Raw genomic sequence first — 16860 nt, forward strand, 5'->3', positions numbered from 1 at the left:
TGAATCAAATCAAGGCGCAGCGGTGCCACCGAGGGCAGTAATAAGCCCGTTGATCTTCGTTTTGACCGCAAGGCCCAAGTTAGTGAAAGCGGTCACCAGCACGAGGGCAATCAACCCACCGGCTACCGCATATTCCACGACGGTCAGGCCGTCCTCGTCTTTGGCGAACTTCATTACCGAAGCCCTGACTGTTTGCAGTGACATTTCACCCACCTCGCTAAGGACACTTACCTTTGTAGTTTGGTCATGAATCAAATCAAGGCGCAGCGGTGCCACCGAGGGCAGTAATAAGCCCGTTGATCTTCGTTTTGACCGCAGTGCCCAAGTTAGTGAAAGCGGTCACCAGGACGAGGGCAATCAACCCACCGGCTACCGCATATTCCACGACGGTCAGCCCGTCCTCGTCTTTGGCAAACTTCATTACCGAAGCCTTGATTGTTTGCAGTGACATTTCGCTCACCTCGCTAAGGACAATGTTTTTCTTCCCAGGCAGTGGTGTTTATCACCACCTGTGGAGAATCCTAGTCAGGGGTCGGCTCCAGTCGTTAGGAGTTTTTTGCGAATCGCTAGGACTTTTTTGCGGCTTTTTGCCATCACCTGAACACTTGAAAACAAGTGGGGGCAACTCTACACGAGACGCGTTTTCACATGCAGTTGCTGCTGATTCCGGACATGCATCGGCAATCTTGTTCAATGCCGATAGGCGGTCACCCGGTTCAACCACCAGGTATCCAGCCGAGAGTGTCTGGAATCAGTGCTTTAGCGAAGACATAGAACTCAAATAAAAAAATTGAACTAGCCTGATAACCAATCATTCGGCAGGCCAATCGTCTATTGTCGATACTTCAGCACGTAGGGAAACCCGCCAGGAGCAGGTTAAGCATGATGTCTAACTTGGGCAGAAAGCCGCTGTTGCTGTGGTTCGATCTGACCCGCGATCGTTCCACCGAAGCATTGATGGCGCAATTCAGCCATGTCTGCGATTGCAAGCTGGCAAAATCGGTCACGGCTGCCGAGCGCCAGCAGGCAGACATGATCTGCATGCATTTCGATCGCCCCGACACGCTCAACCTCAACCTGCTGCTGGAAGTGAAGCGCAACTCCCCCTCCATCCCGATCACCATGTTCACCGTACAGCATTCCGAAGAGCTGGCGGTTTGGGCCATGCGCTCACGTGTCTGGGAGTACCTGGTCTTGCCGCTGACCAGCAGCGAGATGAGTCGTTACCTCGATGTACTGAAACAGCTTTGCGAGGTCCGTCGTGTCGCCAACCGTCAGGACAATGCGCAGCAGATCGACCATCTGCCGTCGCTGCCAGACAGCATTCGCCTGACCAATGAACACCACAAGCACAAGGCGCTTGGCAAGGTCATGCCCTACATCGACCAGCATTTTCGCGAATGCATCGACCAGAAGGACCTCGCCCAGCGCTGCGGCATGACCACGGCTCGCTTCAGTCGCCTGTTCAAGGAGGTCAACGGGCTTGGTTTTGTCGAATACATCCTGAGCAAGCGCATGAACCTGGCCATGGACCTGCTTGCCAACAGCCAGATGCCCATCACCAGCATCGGCTATGAGGCCGGCTTCAAGGACCCGTCCTACTTCGCCCGCGCCTTCAAGCAGTTCACCAACTGCACCCCCAGCGAGTATCGACAGGCCAGCCAGCTCGGCGGCGTGGCCAGCGAAGCCGATCCGTTGAAGAGCGCACTGGCGCGCGTGCTGGAAAATGCGTTGCCAACCAGTGCGGCGTTTCACAAGAACCGCTGATGGATCATGCCCCGGGCAGCAAACCGTCCGCCCGCAACAATGTCTCCAGGCAATGCTCCTGCACCCCATAGAACGCCTTGAGCTGCGCGATCTTTTCCAGCAATGCCGTGTTGTCTCCCACCTGCCGCCGTTTCACCGCAAGAATCATCTTGTTCTTGTTGGTGTGCTCCAGCGAGATGAACTCGAACACCTTGGTCTCGTAACCGCAGGCTTCCAGGTACAGCGCGCGCAGGCTGTCGGTGAGCATTTCGGCCTGCTGGCCCAGGTGCAGGCCGTATTGCAGCATCGGTTGCAACAACCCCGGGCTGTGCAGCTGCGGGCGGATCTGCTTGTGGCAGCACGGCGAGCACATGATGATCGCGGCGTTGCAGCGGATGCCGGTGTGGATGGCGTAGTCGGTGGCAATGTCGCAGGCATGCAGGGCGATCATCACTTCGATGGCCGCCGGCACCACGCTGCGTACATCGCCACACTGGAACACCAGGCCCGGGTGTGCCAGGCGCGAGGCCGCGGCGTTGCACAGGTCGACCATGTCCTGGCGCAGTTCGACGCCGGTAACCTCGGCATCGCGGCCCAGGCTGTTGCGCAGGTAATCGTGCATGGCGAAGGTCAGGTAGCCCTTGCCCGAACCGAAATCGGCCACCCGCAACGCCTGCTGCGCCGTTACCGGGGCGCCGGCCAGGGCGTGGTCGAACACCTCGATGAACTTGTTGATCTGCTTCCACTTGCGCGACATCGACGGGATCAGCGCGCCTTGCGCATCGGTCACGCCCAGATCGCGCAGGAACGGTCGCGACAGCTCCAGGTAGCGTTTTTTCTCACGATCATGGCCGCTGCTGTCGGCCGCCTCGCGCGGTGCCTGGGCGCCGTGGCGCTGCAGCATGGGCTTGCCCTTCTTGCTGAAGGTCAGCTGCACTTCGCCGTCGGCGTCGAACAAGTGGGCGTTGCGGAAGCTGCCCGGCAACAGTTCGGCAACCAGTGCCTGGGCCTGCTCCAGCGCCAGGTTACGGGTGATGTCGCGGGTCTGGTGGCGATAGACCAGCGACAGGCACGCCTGGCCCTTGACCTGCAGCGGCTTGGCAATGATCCGTTGCAAGGTCTGGTCGGCACCGACATGCCGCGCCAGCACCAGCTTGACCAAGGTATTGCCCTGCAGGGCGGTGTTCAGCAGGTCGAGAAACTGGGCGCGGGCATCCGGCGCGGCGGGGGCGGAAGAACGGGCGGACATAGGAAAGCGGTGCCTCGGATAGCGGGAAGCGCAGGGCGCAATCTGCGCATTCTACAGGGGGGCGCCGATCCTGTGGGAGCGGGCTTGCCCGCGAATAGCGGCAGAGCCGCTGCCATGCACCGCGTTGCCGGCTTCGCGGCGCGCCCGCCCCCACGGTGAAGACGCGGTCGGCCGGCAGACTGCCAATCAGTCGAGGATCACCAGGCGGTTGGGCAACTCGTTACGCGCATGGGTAGGCGGCACATGTTCGCTGAGCAGCTCGCCGCATGCCTCGATGCACTCGACAAAGCCCTGCAAGGTCCGACCCTGGCGCACCTGCTCGGCAAGCCGGGCGACGATGACCGCGCGGGCCCTGGCATCCAGGCAGTGCTCGATACCGCGGTCGACCAGGATCTCGACATGCCGCTCCGCCTCGCAGACGAAGATCAGCACCCCGGTGGCGCCAGCCGTACGCTGCAGGTTCTGTTCGCGAAACTGCTGCCGGGCCAGGCGCGACGCGCGCCAGCGGCGCAGCGCTCGCGGGATCAGCCAGGCGGCCAGGCGCGGCTGGCGCAGCAGCAGGCACAAGCCGACAAACAACAACACATTGGCCACCAGCAAGCCGCGCCCACCGGGCCAGCCCAGCAGCCAATGCAACAGGCCCGGCACCAGCAGTGCCAGCAGCGCAGCGCAGAACAACGGCCAGTAGGCGTAGTCGTCGGCACGCCGGGCCAGCACCGTGACCAGCTCGGCATCGGTGCGCCGTTCGGCGCGGGCAATGGCTTCGGCAACCTGGCGCTGGTGGTATTCGTCGAGGGGGGTCATGCCGTCGGTCTCTTTAGCGTTCTTATAGTTGTTTTCCCGGCATTCGGGGCTTCGTCCGCTGGCGACAGATTCAGGCATAATCCGCCGCAGGAAGAAAAGCCCGCAAATCGTACAACAATAGCCGCCTGAAAACTTCGGCCGCGCGCGTATCACCGTCGATACGGCAGAGGCCCCAAAAATGGAATTGATGATGAAACTGTCTTTGCTGGGCCTGGCCATGGGCCTGGCCAGCCAGGCGGCCCTCGCCGCCCCCTCCGCTCCGCCCCTGCAGGACAAGCAGGCGTTCATCGACCATCTGATCAGCCAGATGACCGAAGCCGAGAAAATCGGCCAGCTGCGCCTGATCAGCATCGGCCCGGAGATGCCCAAGGACAAGATCCGCGAGGAAATTGCCGCCGGCCGCATCGGTGGTACCTTCAACTCGCGCACCGCGCCCGAGAACCGCCCGATGCAGGACGCGGCGATGCGCAGCCGGCTGAAGATCCCGATGTTCTTCGCCTACGACACCGTGCATGGCGAACGCACGATTTTCCCGATCGGCCTGGGCATGGCCGCGACCTGGGACATGGACGCCGTGGCCAAGGTCGGTCGTACTGCCGCCATCGAAGCGGCGGCCGACGCCCTGGACATGACCTTCGCACCGATGGTCGACATCGCCCGCGACCCGCGCTGGGGCCGCACCAGTGAAGGCTTTGGCGAAGACACCTACCTGACCTCGAAGATCGGCCAGGTGATGGTCCGCTCGTTCCAGGGCAGCAGCCCGGCCAACCCCGACAGCATCATGGCCATCGTCAAGCACTTCGCCCTGTACGGCGCGGTGGAAGGCGGGCGCGACTACAACACGGTCGATATGAGCCTGCCGAAGATGTACAACGATTACCTGCCGCCCTACCGCGCCGCGCTGGACGCCGGTGCCGGCGGGGTGATGGTGGCGCTGAACTCGATCAACGGCGTGCCGGCCACCTCCAACACCTGGCTGATGAATGACCTGCTGCGCAAGGAGTGGGGCTTCAAGGGTGTCACCATCAGCGACCACGGCGCCATCCAGGAGCTGATCCGCCACGGCGTCGCCCGCGACGGTCGCGAAGCCGCCAAGCTGGCGATCAAGGCCGGCATCGACATGAGCATGAACGACACCCTGTACGGCGAAGAGCTGCCAGGCTTGCTGAAGACCGGCGAAGTGACCCAGCGCGAGCTGGATCAGGCAGTGCGCGAAGTGCTGGGCGCCAAGTACGACATGGGTCTGTTCAAGGACCCATACGTGCGCATCGGCAAGGCCGAAACCGACCTCAAGGACTATTACGGCAACGACCGCCTGCACCGCGAAGCCGCGCGTGACGTGGCGCGGCGCAGCCTGGTATTGCTGGAAAACCACAACCAGACCCTGCCGCTGAAAAAGGCCGGCACCATTGCCTTGGTCGGCCCATTGGCCGATGCGCCGATCGACATGATGGGCAGTTGGGCAGCCGACGGCAAACCGATGCACTCGGTGACCGTGCGCGAAGGCCTGCGCCGCGCCGTCGAGGGCAAGGCCAAGCTGGTTTACGCCAAGGGTTCCAACGTCACCGGCAACAAGGCGATGTTCGATTACCTGAACTTCCTCAACTTCGATGCCCCCGAGATCGTCGACGACCCGCGCCCGCCTGCGGTGCTGATCGACGAGGCGGTGAGGGCGGCGAAGCAGTCCGACGTGGTGGTGGCAGTGGTCGGCGAATCCCGCGGTATGTCCCACGAGTCGTCGAGCCGCACTACCCTGGAAATCCCGGCCAGCCAGCGTGAGCTGATCAAGGCCCTGAAAGCTACCGGCAAACCGCTGGTGCTGGTGCTGATGAACGGCCGCCCGCTGTCGATCAGCTGGGAGCGCGAGCAAGCCGATGCCATTCTCGAAACCTGGTTCGCCGGTACCGAAGGTGGCAATGCGATCGCCGACGTGCTGTTCGGCGACTACAACCCGTCCGGCAAGCTGGCCATCACCTTCCCGCGCTCGGTCGGGCAGATCCCGATGTACTACAACCACACCCGCATCGGTCGCCCCTTCACCCCGGGCAAACCAGGCAACTACACCTCGCAGTACTTCGAGGAACCCAACGGCCCGCTGTATCCGTTCGGTTACGGCCTGAGCTACAGCAGCTTCGAGCTGTCGGGCCTGAAGCTGTCGAGCAAGGACCTCAAGCGTGGCGACACGCTGCAGGCCCAGGTGACGGTGAAGAACACCGGCAAGGTGGCCGGCGAGACCGTGGTGCAGCTGTACCTGCAGGATGTGTCGGCGTCGATGAGCCGGCCGGTCAAGGAGCTGAAGAACTTCCAGAAACTCATGCTCAAGCCGGGTGAGTCGCGCACCTTGAGCTTCCGCATCAGCGAGGAAGACCTGAAGTTCTACAATGGCCAGCTGCAGCGGCTGGCCGAACCGGGCGAGTTCAATGTCCAGGTGGGCCTGGACTCCCAGGCGGTACAGCAGCAGAGTTTTGAACTGCTGTAACTGAAGGCTGCCTGTGCCGGCCTTCCAGCGGGTAAAACGCTCCCACGGGTTCACTGCAAACTGACAGGCTGTGCAGCTCCAGTGGGAGCGGCTTCACCCGCGAAGAAGCCGGCCCCGATGTCCCAATCAACCGGATCCGCCTCCCATGCCGTTTTCCTTTCGCGCCCTGCGTCTGGGGCTGATCACCCTGCTGATCGTGCTGGGCACCGCCCTCAGCGCCGGCTGGGCCATGCACCAGGCCAAGCGCCAGGCCATGGCAGACGATGCGCGGCGCGCCAGCCAGCAGCTGGGCTTGTACGCCAATACGCTGCACACCCTGATTGACCGTTACCGCGCCCTGCCCGCCGTGCTGGCGCTGGACCCGGAGCTGATCGCCGCCCTGCAGGGCCCGGTCAGCGAAGCGCTGCAAAATGCCCTGAACCGCAAGCTCGAGCGCATCAACGGCGCAGCCAATTCCTCGACCCTCGAGCTGCTCGACCGCAACGGCCTGGCCATTGCCGCCAGCAACTGGCGCCTGCCCAGCAGCTACGTGGGCTCCAACTATGGCTTCCGGCCCTATTTCAAGCAGGCGCGCAGCCAAGGCAGTGGCCGCTTCTATGCCGTCGGGGTAACCAGCGGGGTACCAGGCTATTTCCTCGCCAGTGCCGTGAACGACGAGCACGGCCAGTTTCTCGGCGCGATGGTGGTGAAACTGGAGTTTCCCGAACTGGAACGCGAGTGGCGCCAGGGCAGCGACATCCTGCTGGTCAGCGACGCCCGCGGCATCACCTTCATCGCCAACCAGGACGGCTGGCGCTACCGCGAGCTGCAACCGCTCAGTGGCGCCGACCGCGCCGAACTGGCGGAAACCCGTCAATACGACAAGCACCCGCTGGTGCCGCTACAGCACGAGGTGCTGACCCGCTTTGCCGAAAACAGCACGCTCAGCCGTGTGCACGGCCCGGCCGGCACTGGCGAATACCTGTGGGAAAGCCTGCCGCTGGGCAGTGAAGCCTGGACCTTGCACCTGCTGCGCAAGCCGCAGGTCGTGGCCGACGGCCGTAATGCGGCCCTGGCCGCCGCTGCCGTGTGGCTGAGCCTGGTGTTCGCCGCGCTGTTCCTCAGCCAGCGCCTGCGCCTGGCCCGCTTGCGCCAGCGCAGCCGCGAAGAGCTCAAGCGCCAGGTCGAAGAACGCACCCGCGAACTGCGCACGGCCCAGGAGGGCCTGGTACAGTCGGCCAAGCTGGCCGCGCTGGGGCAGATGTCGGCGGCCATGGCCCACGAGATCAACCAGCCGCTGACCACCCAGCGCATGCAACTGGAAACCCTGCGCCTGCTGCTTGATCAGGGCCGCTACGACGAAGCGCGCCAGGCCTTGGAGCCATTGGAGCAGATGCTCACGCGCATGGCCGCGCTCACCGGCCACCTGAAAACCTTCGCCCGCAACAGCCCGGTCGGCCTGCGCGAGCGCCTCGACCTGGCCACGGTGGTAGACCAGGCCCTGCACCTGCTGGAAGCGCGCATACGCAGCGAAGCGGTGGAAGTGGCGCTGTACCTGGCACGCCCGGCCTGGGTACGCGGTGATGCCATTCGCCTGGAGCAGGTGCTGATCAACCTGCTGCGCAATGCGCTCGACGCCATGGCCGACAAGCGCTACAAACGCCTGGAGATCCGCATCGAACCCGACGGCCAGCTATGGCGCCTGAGCGTGCTGGATTCGGGGGGCGGCATTGACCAGGCCAACCTGGCCAAGGTGTTCGACCCGTTCTTCACCACCAAGCCGGTCGGCGAAGGCCTGGGGCTGGGCCTGGCCATTTCCTATGGCATCGTGCATGAAGCCGGTGGCCAGCTGCAGGCCGAAAACCTGCCCGGCGGCGCACGCCTCAGCCTTACCCTGCCCCGTGACCTGGAGCCTGTATGTTGAATTCGGTGATCGTTGTCGATGATGAAGCCAGTATCCGTACTGCGGTCGAGCAATGGCTGAGCCTGTCCGGCTTCAGCGTGCAGCTGTTCGCCCGCGCCGAAGAATGCCTGGCACACCTGCCCCGGCATTTTCCCGGGGTAATCATCAGCGACGTGCGCATGCCTGGCATGGATGGCCTGCAACTGCTCGAACGTCTGCAAACGGACGACCCCGACCTGCCGGTGATCCTCCTGACCGGGCATGGCGACGTGCCTATGGCAGTGGAAGCCATGCGCAGCGGCGCCTACGATTTCCTGGAAAAACCCTTTACCCCGCAGCACCTGCTGGGCAGCCTGCGCCGGGCCCTGGAGAAGCGCCAACTGGTGCTGGAAAACCGCAAGCTGCACCAGCAGGCCGACCTCAAGTCTCGCCTGGAAGGTACGCTGCTTGGGATGTCCCAGGGCCTGCAACAGCTGCGTCGGCAAGTGCTGGACCTGGCCAGCCTGCCGGTGAATGTGCTGATCCGTGGCGAAACCGGCAGCGGCAAGGAACGTGTAGCCCGCTGCCTGCACGATTTTGGCCCGCGCGCGGGCAAACCGTTCGTCGCCCTCAACTGCGCGGCGATCCCCGAATCGCTGTTCGAGGCCGAGCTGTTCGGCCATGAGAGCGGCGCCTTCACCGGCGCCCAGGGCAAACGCATCGGCAAGCTGGAATATGCCAACGGTGGCACGGTGTTCCTCGACGAAATCGAGAGCATGCCACTGGCGCAGCAGGCCAAACTGTTGCGGGTGATCCAGGAGCAGAAGCTGGAGCGGCTGGGGGCCAACCAGAGCATTGCCGTCGACCTGCGCATCATTGCCGCGACCAAGCCCGACCTGCTCGAAGAAGCCCGCGCCGGGCGTTTTCGTGAAGACCTCGCCTATCGCTTGAACGTGGCCGAGCTGCGCCTGGCGCCGTTGCGTGAACGGCGTGAGGATATTCCGCTGCTGTTCGAGCACTTTGCCCGCGCGGCCGCAGAAAGGATCGGCCGTGCGGCACTGCCCCTGTCGGGAAGCCAACTGGCACAGCTGCTGGTGCATGATTGGCCGGGCAACGTGCGCGAACTGGCCAACGCGGCGGAACGCCACGCCCTGGGGCTGGGCTCGCCAGACCTCGAGGAGGCACCCGCCGGGCAGTCACTGAGCGGGCAGATGGAGGCGTTCGAGGCGCAATGCCTGCGGGCGGCGCTGCGCCAGCATGGGGGCGAAATCAAGGCGGTGATGGAAGCCTTGCAACTGCCTCGGCGCACGCTTAACGAGAAAATGCAGCGGCACGGGTTGGTCCGCGAGGACTTTGTCGGGCGGGAATGAGCGGAAATCCGCCTATCAGGCGCAGTGAGTAAGCAAAAAACCGCTCACCGGGAGGTTTCTGGGGGCTGTGTCGCAGCCCTTCGCGGGCACGCCCGCTTCCATAGAGAAAATACGCGCCCTCAAGCGTGACGCAGTCCCTGTGGGAGCGGGCGTGCCCGCGAAGGGCGCCAGGCGCCCCCATCTGGAACATGGCGCACCTGTTTGGCACACCTTCTGCAATTGCCTGTGCAAGCTGCGCCTCGGCGCGCTCCACAAAAACAACGAGAAGGTATCCCTGATGGATAACGCCACCACCCTGCCCGCCGGGGCGGCCACTGCGCCCGCCGCGGAAAAAACCACCGCCAGCCGCCTGAAGTCGATCTTCAGCGGGTCCATCGGCAACATGGTCGAATGGTACGACTGGTACGTCTACGCAGCATTCTCGCTGTACTTCGCCAAAGCCTTCTTCCCGGCCGGCGACTCCACCGCACAACTGCTCAACACCGCCGCGATCTTCGCCGTGGGCTTCCTCATGCGCCCGATCGGTGGCTGGCTGATGGGCCTGTACGCCGACCGCAAAGGCCGCAAGGCCGCGCTGATGGCCTCGGTGCTGCTGATGTGCGCCGGCTCCCTGGTCATCGCCCTGACCCCGGGCTACGAAACCATCGGCGTTGCCGCGCCGATCCTGCTGGTCATCGCCCGCCTGATGCAGGGCCTGTCGGTGGGCGGTGAATACGGCACCTCGGCCACCTACCTCAGCGAAATGGCCAGCAAGGACCGCCGTGGCTTCTTCTCCAGCTTCCAGTATGTGACGCTGATCTCCGGCCAGCTGATTGCCCTGGCGGTACTGATCGTCCTGCAACAGACCCTGACCACCGAGCAGCTGTATGCCTGGGGCTGGCGCGTACCCTTCGTGATTGGTGCGCTGTGCGCCGTGGTGGCCCTGTACCTGCGTCGCGGCATGGAAGAAACCGCCTCCTTCACCAAGAAGGAAAAGGCCAAGGAAAGCCTGATGCGCACCCTGCTGCGTCATCCCAAGGAACTGCTGACCGTGGTCGGCCTGACCATGGGCGGCACCCTGGCGTTCTACACCTACACCACCTACATGCAGAAGTACCTGGTCAACACCGTGGGCATGAGCATCAGCGACTCGACCACCATCTCGGCCGCCACGCTGTTCCTGTTCATGTGCCTGCAGCCGGTAATCGGTGGCCTGTCCGACAAGATCGGCCGTCGTCCGATCCTGATCGCCTTCGGGGTACTCGGTACCCTGTTCACCGTACCGATCCTCAGCACCCTGCACACCATCCAGACCTGGTGGGGCGCGTTCTTCCTGATCATGGCCGCGCTGATCATCGTCAGCGGCTACACCTCGATCAACGCCGTAGTCAAGGCCGAGCTGTTCCCCACCGAAATCCGCGCCCTGGGCGTGGGCCTGCCGTACGCCCTGACCGTGTCGATCTTCGGCGGCACTGCCGAGTACGTGGCCCTGTGGTTCAAGAGCATTGGCATGGAAAGCGGCTTCTACTGGTATGTCACCGCCTGCATCGCCTGCTCGCTGCTGGTATACGCAACCATGAAGGACACCAAGCAGCACTCGCGGATTACTACCGAGTAACCGTGTGAGGGTACCGAAATGAACAAGGGCGCACCGTTTTCGGGGCGCCCTTTTCATTGGGTCATTCAATACGCAGCTCTAGCCCCCAACCGGTCAGGACATCTCCAATGCCGGACGCGGTTCACGGCGCTGGTACCAGGTGGCCATCAGCACCAGTATCAGCAACACCCCGCCCAACACCGCCGAAGAACCGACTGTGCCGAAGCCGAGGCCGCCCTTTGCAGGCGATTTGGTGAGGAAATCACCGAGCGTTGCACCGAACGGACGAGTGAGCACGAACGCCACCCAGAACAGCAGCACACCGGGGATGCGCGTCCAGTAGCGGGCCACCACCACCAGGGCGATAGTGCAGCCAATCAGCAAAGCGCCGCCGGCAAAGCCTAACCCCGAGTCGTCTGCCAGGTAATCGCCCAAGGCAGTGCCCAGGGTGTTGGAAAACAGTATTGCCACCCAGTAGAACAGCTCGCCCGCACGGTTCTTGATGCGCGTGACATCCAGCGGGTTGCCACTCAGGCGCCAGGCCAGGAAGGTCAGTAGCAAAATGCCGATGAGCAGGGCCGAACCCGCGGCATAGCCCAGGCCCAGGGTGCGGTCCATGAAGTCGGACATGGTGGTACCGGCGGTACTGGTGGAGAGGATCACCAACCAGTACAGCATCGGGTGGTAGCGGCGCGAGTAAAGCTGGCCGAGCAAAGTCAGCATGAACACGCTGATCAGCAGCAGCGAGCTGAGTGCATAGCCGATGTTCAGCGTCATCGACAGCAAGTCACCCGCAGTTTCCCCAAGCGTGGTAGCGCAGATCTTCATGACCCAGAAGGCCAAGGTAATTTGCGGAAGTTTGTTCATTATTGTGCCGCTCCTTATGAAATGCGGCGATGGTGCTGAGCAGCGTCTGAAAAATAGGTTGGTGATAAATGAAAAATGCGTTCATCGGTCATTCATGACTTATTTTTCATTCTTAACACCCTATTAATTCCTCCCCTCCAAGCTGCAATGGCTGGTAATCGATTGCGTGTGTGAAACAGGGGATCTCGGGCAGCACCACGCCAGGGATCAGCGATAGACGCATACAAATACATCGAAAAAATAGATTCTTAAGCGCTATTTTTTGCGCTTTTTAATCTAATTAATCGGCGTAGTATCAAACACATAGAGACAAACAACCTTCAAACCCACTGGAGCAACGACCATGAAAAACAAACTGATCCTGACCCTGGCCCTCTCGGTTTTCGCTGCTGGTGCTTTCGCTGAAGATGGCTACAGCCGCACCAAGGCCAACACCTTCACAGCGGTACAGAGCCAAGCCGCTACCTACGCTGAAGATGGTTTCGACCGCACTGGCAGCCAACGCTTCGCCGAAGACGGCTACGACCGTACCGGTGGCCAGCGCTTCGCCGAAGATGGCTTCGACCGCACCGGTAGCCAGCGCTTCGCCGAAGATGGCTACGACCGCACCGGTGGCCAGCGCTTCGCCGAAGACGGCTTCGACCGCACCGGTGGCCAGCGCTTCGCTGAAGATGGTTTCGACCGCACCGGTGGCCAGCGCTTCGCTGAAGATGGTTTCGACCGCACCGACGCCCACCGCATCAGCTGATCTACTGATGCGCGCTACCAGCCCGGCTTTGGCCGGGCTTGATCATTTGCAGGCGGACACAGGCTTGGCACACTAGGCGTCTTGTCCACCAGGAGGTAGGGCCTGCAAGCCCAGCACCGATGTACTACTACGAACCTGCCAAAGGCCACGGCCTGCCCCACGACCCATTCAACGCCATCGTCGGCCCCCGCCCTATCGGCTGGATCTCTTCACAGGACCGCGAAGGCCGCCTGAACCTGGCGCCCTACAGCTTTTTCAACGCCTTCAACTACATTCCACCGATCATCGGTTTCTGCAGCGTCGGGCGCAAAGACAGCCTGAACAACATCGAGCAGACCGGCGAATTCGTCTGGAACCTGGCCACCCGCCCGTTGGCCGCGCAAATGAACCAGAGCTGTGCGCCGGTTGCCGCCGAGGTCAACGAATTCGAATTGAGCGGCCTCACCGCCACGCAGTCGCGCATCGTCAGCGTGCCTCGGGTCGGCGAAACGCCGGTGGCCTTCGAGTGCAAGGTCAGCCAGATCGTCCAGCTCAAGCGGGCCGACCAGGAACTGGTGCCCAGCTGGCTGATCCTCGGTGAAGTGGTGGCGGTGCACATTGCCGAGCACCTGTTGAACAACGGCATCTACGATACCGCTGCCGCCGAACCGATCCTGCGTGGCGGTGGCCCGGCGGACTATTTCGAACTGGGCAACCTGTTCAAGATGGCCCGGCCACCGGCCTGATCACCAGATCAGTTCGCCTTCATCGCTGACGCCCTGCAGGCGTTGCAGCTCGGCCGTGGCCGCTTCGTCGGCGGCCACGGCACCCTTGAACACCTGGCCGTCGAGCACCTTGTGAAAGCGCGGCGCGCCGCCTATGCCCAGGGCCTTGACGGCAATGGCAGCGTTGTAACCGCCGCCTTCCACCGGGACCATCGCCGAAACCGCTTCGAAATGCGGGAATTCTCTACGTGCCATGTTGCTATCCGACTGGTTTATCGAGGGCCGGCATTCTACCTTATTCGCTTGTACGGCCCCATCGCCGGCAAGCCGGCAATAGGGCCACTACAAGCGACACCTCATTCAAAGGTATGCAGGTCAAGGCTGCTGACTACCTGAGCCTGTACCAGCTCACCAAACACCTCCAGCGTCGGCGAAGCAAAGTACCCGCTCATTGCCTGCTGGTCCTGCCAGCTCCCACTGAGCAGCCACAGGTCGGTATCGGCCTGCGACCGCTGGACGGTGAAACTCAGGCAACCCGGTGCCCGCAGCGAGGGTTCGAGCAGGTCACGCAGGCGTGCGCCCAGTTCTGCCGAGCGCCCGCTGCTGGCACGGATGAAAGCAAGGTGGGTGACCGGTCGTGTCGGGGTCATTGCACAATCTCCTTGAAGCAGGCGGACGGAAAAGCCAGGCTGCCAAGGTTAGGCGCTGCCCCACGCGACGCGTTAGGCCAATACTGCCTGGCGATTGCCTGATCCTGCAGCGCGGCAGGATCAGGCAATCGGCGTGCAGCTTTCGACTAGCGCCGGCCATTGCCCAAACCTATGCTGCGTCGGTCAGCAGAGGAAAGCCATCATGACCATCGCCACGTCCATCGACCCCACCCTGGAACTGCAACGCCAGGAGCTGGCCGAGCTGATCAGCCGCCACGCCGGTGAGCCCTATGGCCCGGCCTCGGCCATCGATGACCTGTACCTGGTGCGCTATACCGAGAATGTCCGCTCGGTGCCGACCCTGGCGCAACCCGCCCTGTGCATCCTCGCCCAAGGCAGCAAGAGCCTGTTCCTCGGCGATGAACAGTACGCCTACGACCCGCTGCACTACATGGTGGTTTCAGTGACCTTGCCACTGAGCGGCGTGCGGCTCGATGCCAGCCCCGAGCACCCCAGCCTGGGCCTGCGCCTGGACCTGGACCCGGCCGAGATCAGCCAGCTGATTGCCGAAAGCGGGCCGATGCTGGTGCCCAACCGGCCCTCGGGGCGTGGCCTGTACGTGGAACGAACCGACGCTGCCTTGCTCGACGCCCTGCTGCGGCTGATTCGCCTGCTGGACACGCCGCGCGACATCGCCATGCTGGCGCCGCTGTTTCGCCGAGAGATTCTCTATCGCCTGTTGCGAGGCCCGCAGGGCTACCGGTTGTATGAAATCGCCCTGGCCAACAGCCAGACCCACCGGGTTTGCCAGGCCATCACCTGGCTCAACCAGAACTACCAGTTGCCGTTGCGCATCGAGGACCTGGCACGGGTGGTCAACCTCAGTACCTCGACCTTGCACCACCGATTCAAGGCCGTGACCTCGATGAGCCCGTTGCAGTACCAGAAGCAGCTGCGCTTGCAGGAGGCGCGGCGGTTGATGCTGAACGACGGGCTCGAGGCGGCGGTGGCAGCCTATCGGGTCGGCTACGAAAGCCCGTCGCAATTCAGCCGGGAATACAGCCGGCTGTATGGTGCGCCACCGATTCGCGATGTGGCGCGATTGCGAGCCACGGCCGGCTGAGTGCGGTGTTACCGCTAAGAGGCCGGTACAGGCAACAATGCTTGCTCAACCCAACACAGCCGCTTGCCACTGGTTCTGGTCGACCTGGATCAGGGTCGGCCCGTTGCGCTCCACCGCCAGCATCAGCGCCGCCTGCAGCTGTGCCACATCGGCCACATGTTCCGCCGCGGCCCCCAGTGCCCGCGCCACGCCAAGGAAATCCGGGGTATGGATATCCACCCCGACCGGCTCGATGGCACGGTTGACCATGTACTTCTTGATCTCCTCGTACCCCTGGTTATTCCACAGCAGCACGATCAGCGGCACCTGCGCCTCCACTGCACTGGCCAGCTCCGGCAAGGTGAACTGCAAACCACCATCCCCGATCAGGCACACCGCAGGCGCACGCTCGCCAAGCTGCTCGGCGCTGCCCAACCAGGCGCCCATGGCCGCCGGCAAGGCATAACCCAAGGTGCCGTAGCCGGTCGAAGCATTGAACCAGCGGCGTGGCTGGTCCATGTCCAGGGTCAGGTTGCCGGTGTAGACCGGTTGGGTCGAATCGCCCACCAGAACGGCATTCGGCAAACACTCGAGGATCGCTTGCAACAGACGCGTCTGGCTCAAGGTTGGCTGGTCCCAACCGGCCGCTAGCGCCTGGCGCAGGTTGGCCACGCGGGCAGCCCCCCAGGTGCTTTCGCGCACGGGCTGCGGTTGCGCCTGCAAGGCGCCGAGCAACGCCTCGGCCGCCAGTTCGGCATCAGCCACCAGCGCCAGCTCAGGCAGGTAGTTACGCACGGTCTGGTCCGGGTCGATGTCGATGCGCAGCAGGCTGCCCGGGATCGCGAAGCCACCCTTGAAGGTCACGTCATAATCGGTTTCGGCCAGCTCGGTGCCAATAGCCAACACCACGTCAGCCTCGGCCACCAGTGCCCGCGTGGCTGGCAGTGACTGGGTCGAGCCGATCTGCAGCGGGTGGCAGGACGGCAGCAAGCCCTTGGCATTGATGGTCAGTGCCACCGGGGCCTGCAAGTGTTCGGCCAGGCGCGCCAGCGCAGCACCCGCAGCCAGCGCGCCGCCCCCGGCGAGGATCAGTGGCCGCCGTGCATTGGCCAGGCGCTCGGCCATCTGTGCCACCGCCTGCGGCGCTGCCCCTGCCCGGCTGCCACGCACCGCACGCCCGGGCAGCAAGTGCTCGGCCGGCTCGACCAGCACATCGAGCGGGATCTCGATATGCACCGGCCGCGGCCGGGCCCCGTCGAACACGGCGAAGGCCCGCGCCAGCACCTGTGGCAGGTCGTCGGCACTCATCAAGGTGTGGGAAAACGCCGCTACCCCCGCCACCAGCGCCGCCTGGTTCGGCAGCTCGTGCAGCTTGCCGCGGCCACCGCCCAATTGGTTGCGGGACTGCACGCTGGAAATGACCAGCATCGGAATCGAGTCGGCATAGGCCTGGCCCATGGCGGTGGTGATGTTGGTCATGCCCGGGCCGGTGATGATGAAGCACACCCCGGGCTTGCCACGGGTGCGCGCATAGCCGTCAGCCATGAACCCGGCACCCTGTTCATGGCGCGGGGTGATATGGCGGATGGACGACCCCGCCAGGCCGCGGTACAGCTCCACGGTATGTACGCCAGGGATGCCGAAGACATGGTCCACGCCATAGCCTTCAAGGAGTTTGACCAAAACTTCGCCGCAGGTTGCCAT

At 63.3% G+C, this 16860-nt stretch carries 16 protein-coding genes; 8 read left to right on the forward strand and 8 right to left on the reverse strand.

Going from position 1 to position 16860, the window contains the following annotated elements; genetic code table 11:
- Positions 1 to 9: 9 nt before the first annotated feature.
- Both HU763_RS19525 and HU763_RS19530 read right to left on the reverse strand, forming a co-directional pair.
- On the reverse strand, positions 10 to 204 hold the full coding sequence (locus HU763_RS19525) for a Flp family type IVb pilin (protein WP_186685217.1): 195 nt from the start codon (positions 202 to 204) through the stop codon (positions 10 to 12).
- Between the two features lie 52 nt (positions 205 to 256).
- Complete coding sequence (locus HU763_RS19530; RefSeq protein ID WP_186685218.1) at positions 257 to 451, reverse strand: Flp family type IVb pilin; 195 nt, start codon at positions 449 to 451, stop codon at positions 257 to 259.
- Between the two features lie 431 nt (positions 452 to 882).
- Here HU763_RS19530 and HU763_RS19535 point away from each other — a divergent pair, with 431 nt between their 5' ends.
- The gene (locus HU763_RS19535) at positions 883 to 1767 is read left to right on the forward strand and encodes a response regulator transcription factor (RefSeq protein ID WP_186685219.1); all 885 of its coding nucleotides are present in this window, start codon (positions 883 to 885) and stop codon (positions 1765 to 1767) included.
- Positions 1768 to 1771: 4 nt separating this feature from the next.
- Here the strand turns inward: HU763_RS19535 and HU763_RS19540 are convergent, their stop codons facing one another.
- Together HU763_RS19540 and HU763_RS19545 are read right to left on the reverse strand one after the other, a co-directional pair.
- Positions 1772 to 2995, reverse strand: coding sequence for a class I SAM-dependent methyltransferase (locus HU763_RS19540; protein ID WP_186685220.1), 1224 nt, complete (start codon positions 2993 to 2995; stop codon positions 1772 to 1774).
- A gap of 186 nt (positions 2996 to 3181) precedes the next feature.
- On the reverse strand, positions 3182 to 3799 hold the full coding sequence (locus tag HU763_RS19545) for a TPM domain-containing protein (RefSeq protein ID WP_186685221.1): 618 nt from the start codon (positions 3797 to 3799) through the stop codon (positions 3182 to 3184).
- A 187-nt stretch (positions 3800 to 3986) separates the two neighbouring features.
- Between HU763_RS19545 and bglX the strand changes: the two genes are divergently transcribed.
- The 4 genes from bglX (at position 3987) to HU763_RS19565 (ending at position 11106) form a co-directional block, all read left to right on the forward strand.
- Positions 3987 to 6278, forward strand: a complete 2292-nt coding sequence (bglX, locus tag HU763_RS19550) for a beta-glucosidase BglX (RefSeq protein WP_186685222.1) — start codon at positions 3987 to 3989, stop codon at positions 6276 to 6278.
- A 145-nt stretch (positions 6279 to 6423) separates the two neighbouring features.
- On the forward strand, positions 6424 to 8181 hold the full coding sequence (locus tag HU763_RS19555; protein WP_186685223.1) for an ATP-binding protein: 1758 nt from the start codon (positions 6424 to 6426) through the stop codon (positions 8179 to 8181).
- The gene (locus tag HU763_RS19560; RefSeq protein WP_186685225.1) at positions 8175 to 9509 is read left to right on the forward strand and encodes a sigma-54-dependent transcriptional regulator; all 1335 of its coding nucleotides are present in this window, start codon (positions 8175 to 8177) and stop codon (positions 9507 to 9509) included. The genes HU763_RS19555 and HU763_RS19560 overlap by 7 nt, the downstream gene beginning before the upstream one ends.
- A gap of 277 nt (positions 9510 to 9786) precedes the next feature.
- Positions 9787 to 11106, forward strand: coding sequence for an MFS transporter (locus HU763_RS19565; RefSeq protein WP_170032166.1), 1320 nt, complete (start codon positions 9787 to 9789; stop codon positions 11104 to 11106).
- Between the two features lie 93 nt (positions 11107 to 11199).
- Here the strand turns inward: HU763_RS19565 and HU763_RS19570 are convergent, their stop codons facing one another.
- A complete protein-coding gene (locus HU763_RS19570) occupies positions 11200 to 11952 on the reverse strand; it encodes a COG4705 family protein (RefSeq protein WP_186685227.1) in 753 nt (250 codons plus the stop codon).
- A 343-nt stretch (positions 11953 to 12295) separates the two neighbouring features.
- On the opposite strand from HU763_RS19570, the gene HU763_RS19575 reads away from it, so the two are divergent.
- Entirely contained in the window at positions 12296 to 12700 is a 405-nt protein-coding gene (locus tag HU763_RS19575; protein ID WP_186685229.1) for a heme utilization protein, read from the forward strand.
- A gap of 119 nt (positions 12701 to 12819) precedes the next feature.
- A complete protein-coding gene (locus tag HU763_RS19580) occupies positions 12820 to 13425 on the forward strand; it encodes a flavin reductase family protein (protein ID WP_186685231.1) in 606 nt (201 codons plus the stop codon).
- Here the strand turns inward: HU763_RS19580 and HU763_RS19585 are convergent, their stop codons facing one another.
- Both HU763_RS19585 and HU763_RS19590 read right to left on the reverse strand, forming a co-directional pair.
- A complete protein-coding gene (locus HU763_RS19585; RefSeq protein WP_186685232.1) occupies positions 13426 to 13659 on the reverse strand; it encodes a hypothetical protein in 234 nt (77 codons plus the stop codon).
- 101 nt (positions 13660 to 13760) lie between these two features.
- Positions 13761 to 14054: a putative quinol monooxygenase gene (locus HU763_RS19590; protein WP_186685233.1), complete on the reverse strand. Its 294-nt coding sequence runs from the start codon at positions 14052 to 14054 to the stop codon at positions 13761 to 13763.
- Positions 14055 to 14256: 202 nt separating this feature from the next.
- Here HU763_RS19590 and HU763_RS19595 point away from each other — a divergent pair, with 202 nt between their 5' ends.
- Positions 14257 to 15177 (forward strand): AraC family transcriptional regulator, encoded by a 921-nt coding sequence (locus tag HU763_RS19595; RefSeq protein WP_170032184.1) that lies wholly within the window; start codon positions 14257 to 14259, stop codon positions 15175 to 15177.
- 45 nt (positions 15178 to 15222) lie between these two features.
- On the opposite strand, the gene HU763_RS19600 is transcribed toward HU763_RS19595, so the two are convergent.
- Complete coding sequence (locus HU763_RS19600) at positions 15223 to 16860, reverse strand: 5-guanidino-2-oxopentanoate decarboxylase (protein ID WP_186685234.1); 1638 nt, start codon at positions 16858 to 16860, stop codon at positions 15223 to 15225.

Source organism: Pseudomonas anuradhapurensis, from assembly GCF_014269225.2.
In the GTDB taxonomy this organism is placed as follows: Bacteria; Pseudomonadota; Gammaproteobacteria; order Pseudomonadales; family Pseudomonadaceae; genus Aquipseudomonas; species Aquipseudomonas anuradhapurensis.

Coding starts and splice junctions, on each gene's coding strand:
- HU763_RS19585 (WP_186685232.1), bottom strand. CDS start 13,659: ATGGCACGTAGAGAATTCCCGCATTTCGAAGCGGTTTCGGCGATGGTC.
- HU763_RS19580 (WP_186685231.1), top strand. CDS start 12,820: ATGTACTACTACGAACCTGCCAAAGGCCACGGCCTGCCCCACGACCCA.
- HU763_RS19545 (WP_186685221.1), bottom strand. CDS start 3,799: ATGACCCCCCTCGACGAATACCACCAGCGCCAGGTTGCCGAAGCCATT.
- HU763_RS19575 (WP_186685229.1), top strand. CDS start 12,296: ATGAAAAACAAACTGATCCTGACCCTGGCCCTCTCGGTTTTCGCTGCT.
- HU763_RS19530 (WP_186685218.1), bottom strand. CDS start 451: ATGTCACTGCAAACAATCAAGGCTTCGGTAATGAAGTTTGCCAAAGAC.
- HU763_RS19595 (WP_170032184.1), top strand. CDS start 14,257: ATGACCATCGCCACGTCCATCGACCCCACCCTGGAACTGCAACGCCAG.
- HU763_RS19565 (WP_170032166.1), top strand. CDS start 9,787: ATGGATAACGCCACCACCCTGCCCGCCGGGGCGGCCACTGCGCCCGCC.
- HU763_RS19525 (WP_186685217.1), bottom strand. CDS start 204: ATGTCACTGCAAACAGTCAGGGCTTCGGTAATGAAGTTCGCCAAAGAC.
- HU763_RS19600 (WP_186685234.1), bottom strand. CDS start 16,860: ATGGCAACCTGCGGCGAAGTTTTGGTCAAACTCCTTGAAGGCTATGGC.
- HU763_RS19540 (WP_186685220.1), bottom strand. CDS start 2,995: ATGTCCGCCCGTTCTTCCGCCCCCGCCGCGCCGGATGCCCGCGCCCAG.
- HU763_RS19590 (WP_186685233.1), bottom strand. CDS start 14,054: ATGACCCCGACACGACCGGTCACCCACCTTGCTTTCATCCGTGCCAGC.
- HU763_RS19560 (WP_186685225.1), top strand. CDS start 8,175: ATGTTGAATTCGGTGATCGTTGTCGATGATGAAGCCAGTATCCGTACT.
- HU763_RS19570 (WP_186685227.1), bottom strand. CDS start 11,952: ATGAACAAACTTCCGCAAATTACCTTGGCCTTCTGGGTCATGAAGATC.
- HU763_RS19555 (WP_186685223.1), top strand. CDS start 6,424: ATGCCGTTTTCCTTTCGCGCCCTGCGTCTGGGGCTGATCACCCTGCTG.
- HU763_RS19535 (WP_186685219.1), top strand. CDS start 883: ATGATGTCTAACTTGGGCAGAAAGCCGCTGTTGCTGTGGTTCGATCTG.
- bglX (WP_186685222.1), top strand. CDS start 3,987: ATGATGAAACTGTCTTTGCTGGGCCTGGCCATGGGCCTGGCCAGCCAG.